General features: G+C 36.3%; 3 protein-coding genes. All 3 read left to right on the plus strand.

Annotated features, from left to right (window positions below; all coding sequences use genetic code 11):
* Positions 1–248: 248 nt before the first annotated feature.
* The gene (gene hutG, locus N0M92_RS28835) at positions 249–1,193 is read left to right on the plus strand and encodes a formimidoylglutamase (protein ID WP_260288991.1); all 945 of its coding nucleotides are present in this window, start codon (positions 249–251) and stop codon (positions 1,191–1,193) included.
* A 5-nt stretch (positions 1,194–1,198) separates the two neighbouring features.
* The gene (gene gltS / locus N0M92_RS28840) at positions 1,199–2,392 is read left to right on the plus strand and encodes a sodium/glutamate symporter (RefSeq protein ID WP_260288992.1); all 1,194 of its coding nucleotides are present in this window, start codon (positions 1,199–1,201) and stop codon (positions 2,390–2,392) included.
* A 385-nt stretch (positions 2,393–2,777) separates the two neighbouring features.
* Entirely contained in the window at positions 2,778–3,386 is a 609-nt protein-coding gene (locus N0M92_RS28845; RefSeq protein ID WP_260288993.1) for a HutD/Ves family protein, read from the plus strand.
* Positions 3,387–3,706: the final 320 nt, after the last annotated feature.

Here is a 3,706-nt window from a genome sequence, read left to right on the forward strand (position 1 = left end):
TAATTATCCACTGTTTTTAAGGCGATGAAACTGGCATGAAACTTGCTTAATTAATATTGCAGTATAACCATTAAGCAGAATGGAGGGAATATAGATATTACACCATAATGGTTTACAGTGCTGGACTGGGAATTACAGTGCAGCGGAAGCGGGGATGTGCAAAATGCTTTAGGTCTTTTATGATTGTACAACCCGAATGATTGGCGATTGCCATATGAATTATTTTTATTAATGGGGAGGAAAAATAAATGTATGCGTTACCAAATATGGATTTATGGAAAGGCAGAACAGATAGTCTAGTAGATAAGGATGAATATAGAATTCATCAAATAGTTAAAGATAATCAATTCACTTCAATAAATCATGCATGTGGAATAATAGGGTTCTCTTGTGATGAGGGCGTACGCAGGAATAAAGGAAGACTTGGAAGCAAAGAAGCTCCCGATGAAATACGTAAATCCTTATCTTCTTTATCTTGGCACGGTCAAGCAGAGGATAGTCTAGTTGATTTCGGAAATATCATTTGTGAAGGTCAACAGTTAGAAGCAGCACAAGCTGAACTAGGAAGTCACGTAGAGAAAATAGTAACTAAAAATATGTTTCCTGTTATATTGGGGGGCGGACATGAAACCTTTTATGGTCATTATCTAGGGATCAGGTCGAGTGTAGGACCCCAGGCTAAAATAGGCATCCTTAACATTGATGCTCATTTTGACTTACGCTCATATGAAGAAATTACTTCTTCTGGAACGATGTTTAAACAAATATTAGATCATGATCATCAAGCTAGTTATTTGCCTATTGGTATTCAACGTTATGGAAATACAAAAAAATTATTTGACACTGCCACTTCTCTTGGTTGTTCCTGGATATTGGAAGAAGAATTGGCAGATGGAATTTCTGAGAAAAATGAAAATGAAATTCTGAATTTTATGAATCAACATGATCATATTATTTTAACGCTTTGTATGGATGTTATTAACGCTTCTGAAGCACCAGGTGTTAGTGCACCTTCCTCATTTGGTCTTTCTGGAAAAATGGTAAGGCAGCTAATTCGTAAAATTACTTCACATCCGAAAACCATTTCATTTGATATCTGTGAAGTAAATCCATCATTGGATAATGATCATCGCACTGTTAAACTAGCTGCAAACCTAATAAATGAAGTATTAATGTGTGTGGAGAGGAGATAGACAATATGAGCATCGAGATCAATCAAACGATCACAATTTTTTTAGCGGTACTGCTTTTAGCACTAGGCGGGTTTATCGTTAAGAATGTCAAAATATTTAAACACTTTTGTATCCCTGCACCTGTTGTAGGGGGATTACTGTTTGCTATAGTCGCGACAAGCCTTAAAACCTTTCTAAACGTAACCATTTCATTAGATACGACACTCCAGGGATTATTTATGTTAACGTTTTTTACGACTGTTGGATTGGGTGCCAGTTTTCAATTAGTAAAAGTCGGCGGTAAATTATTATTAATATATTGGCTGTTATGCGGTTTTCTGGCATTAGCTCAAAATTTAATTGGAATTTCTTTAGCACCGGTTTTTGGGATCGATCCATTGATTGGTATGATGGCAGGAGCAATATCCATGGAAGGTGGCATAGGTGCAGCTACAGCATTTGGTGGTACCATTGAATCGCTGGGAATTCAATCTGCCCAAGCAATTGGAATAGCGGCAGCTACTTTAGGATTAGTATGTGGTGGATTAGTTGGTGGTCCGACTGTAAAATATCTAATTAATAAACACAAATTAACACCAAGTAAAAAGGATATTGAAATTCAGGAAAAGAAAGAAATGGAAGACAAAATAGAATTGAATGCAGCTTCATTTATGAAACAAGTATTAATACTGACATTTTGTATGGCTTTAGGTTCATACTTAGGAGAGTTATTTTCGGCGAAGACAGGTTATGTTTTACCGAACTATGTTGGAGCAATGATAGTGGCTGTAATAGTTCGGAATATTTTGGATAAAATAAATGGAAAAATCATCGAAATGCCTAGTATAAATTTTATTGGAGATATTACTTTAGGTATTTTCTTATCAATGGCATTAATGAGTATAAAACTGTGGGAAGTTGCTGACCTTGCGTTACCTATTATTTTGATTGTGGTGATACAAGTAATCTTCATTATACTTTTAAGTATATTCATCATGTTTCGCTTTCTTGGCAAAAACTACGATGCGGCAGTTATGGTTGGAGGGTTTATTGGACATGGTATAGGGGCTACACCAAATGCTATGGCCAATATGTCGACAATCACTGCTAAATATGGACCTTCAAGTAAAGCGTATTTAATCGTTCCGATAGTGGGTGCATTTCTTATTGACGTTTTTGCCATGCCAATTATCATTGTAAGTATTAATCTATTAAAATGATAATGCTGGAATGAATTTCAAAATTAATAGTTTTTATGCAAAGACTGATATGGTCAAAGTATAATTAGATATAGTGCTGATACCGAATGTTTTTAGTTGTATCAAAAACATTCGGTATTGTCTTTTTTTCTAAACTACCCATGCAGTAGTTCACATTGGTTTCTGTCTAATTATTAATGTAACGGAACCCCATCGATTTCAAGTAGGTATGAACGACCTTGTGTGTATAGCACGATCAAGTAAGAATGAAATTATGCTACGATGATAAGGGTCCAGTACACCTAAGCTAGTTATGCCTCTCTGTTTAAACAATTTTTTTGATCTTCACTCTGGTCGAAATTGTTTTCAACTTAAAGTAAAGTAATAATAAAAGGGGAGAAAATAGTTGTCCTATTCACTAAAGATAATAAGAAAAAGTGAACAAATTACCAGTCTTTGGTCAGGTGGTAAAACAACTCAACTTGCCATTTATCCTGAAGATGGAGATTATTCGAAGCGTGATTTCAAATGGCGGATTAGCACCGCAGATGTCGAGGTGGACGAATCCTTATTTACTCACCTTCCAGGCATTCGGAGAATCATCATGATTCTTGATGGTGAAATGCTGCTGGAACATAAGGGAAAGCACCGTGTGCATTTACAGCCATTTGAACAGGATCGGTTTGATGGAGGCTGGACAACCCGAAGTATTGGGAGGGTTACGGATTTTAATTTGATGTTAGCAGAAGGATGCGAAGGAGACCTTAGCACGATTCATTTGACTGATGGAACCCATTCTGAAGTGTTGGATAATGGGGAATCTACGAAAAGAACCGACGCCTATTATTGTTTCAAAGGAAAAAGTAGAATGAGTATCGATGAAAAAGAGTCTATCGTTTTAGGGCAAGGTGACTTGGTAATCTTGAACATGGATCATTTCTGCAATAACATAAAGTTATCCAATTACGAAGATCACGTATCTTCAACAATTATTAAGGTAAGTATTTTTTATTGATGGAGGTTTGGGTTCTAGTGCAAAAAACATTCAATTATGAAAGTAGAAAGAGTTTACTTTATTCAGATTATATACAGTAAAGAGTAAACAGGATATTAAATAATCATTAATCAGAGCCGTCCTTAGACGGCTTTTTCTTGTGTGCCAGGCATGGCAACTATCTAGGTGGTGAAAGTCCACTGTGGGGGTATATATCGACCAACCACTAAGGAAGCGCAAGGTACTTATCGTGAGGTAAGGGCTGGAGGAAGCGTGGAATAAAATCTTGGCTCGACGAACAGGAATCTGATACTAAGGCTCTATAAAGGGATTAAACTCCA

Source organism: Peribacillus aracenensis (assembly GCF_025175645.1).
GTDB classification, from domain to species: domain Bacteria; phylum Bacillota; class Bacilli; order Bacillales; family DSM-1321; genus Peribacillus; species Peribacillus aracenensis.